This window comes from Arthrobacter liuii (assembly GCF_014639275.1).
GTDB classification, from domain to species: Bacteria; Actinomycetota; Actinomycetes; order Actinomycetales; family Micrococcaceae; genus Arthrobacter; species Arthrobacter liuii.
The window spans coordinates 1-616 of sequence record NZ_BMFW01000090.1; the positions used below are offsets into that span (position 1 = coordinate 1).

1 protein-coding gene is annotated in these 616 nt (G+C 63.3%); it reads left to right on the forward strand.

Annotated features, from left to right (window positions below):
* A partial coding sequence (locus IEW19_RS23220) for a lipoyl synthase (RefSeq protein ID WP_229748752.1) occupies nt 1–616 on the forward strand: 616 nt, incomplete at both ends.

A 616-nucleotide genomic window follows, 5' to 3' on the forward strand; every position in this document is an offset into this window, starting at 1 on the left:
TGACATTGGCACCTGAAGGCCGGAAGCTGCTGCGCGTGGAGCAGCGTAACTCGGCCGTTCCCGTGGAACGCAAACCGGAGTGGATCAAGGCCAAAGTCCAGATGGGCCCCGAGTTCGTCGGGCTGAAGAACCTGGTCAAAAAAGAAGGCCTCCACACCGTCTGCGAGGAAGCCGGCTGCCCCAACATCTTCGAATGCTGGGAAGACAAGGAAGCCACCTTCCTGATCGGCGGCTCCGAATGCACCCGCCGCTGCGACTTCTGCCAGATCGACACCGGCAAACCCTCCCCCGTGGACATGTTCGAACCCACCAAGGTGGCCCGCTCCGTCCAATCCATGGCCCTGCGCTACGCCACCGTCACCGGCGTCGCCCGTGACGACCTCGAAGACGAAGGCGTCTGGCTCTACGCCGAAACCGTCCGCAAAATCCACGAACTGAACCCCGGCACCGGCGTCGAACTGCTCATCCCCGACTTCTCCGGCAACCCCGACCACATCAAGGCCATCTGCGACTCCGCCCCCGAAGTCTTCGCCCACAACGTCGAAACCGTCCCCCGGATCTTCAAGCGCATCCGCCCCGCATTCCGCTACGACCGCTCCCTGGACGTCATCACCCA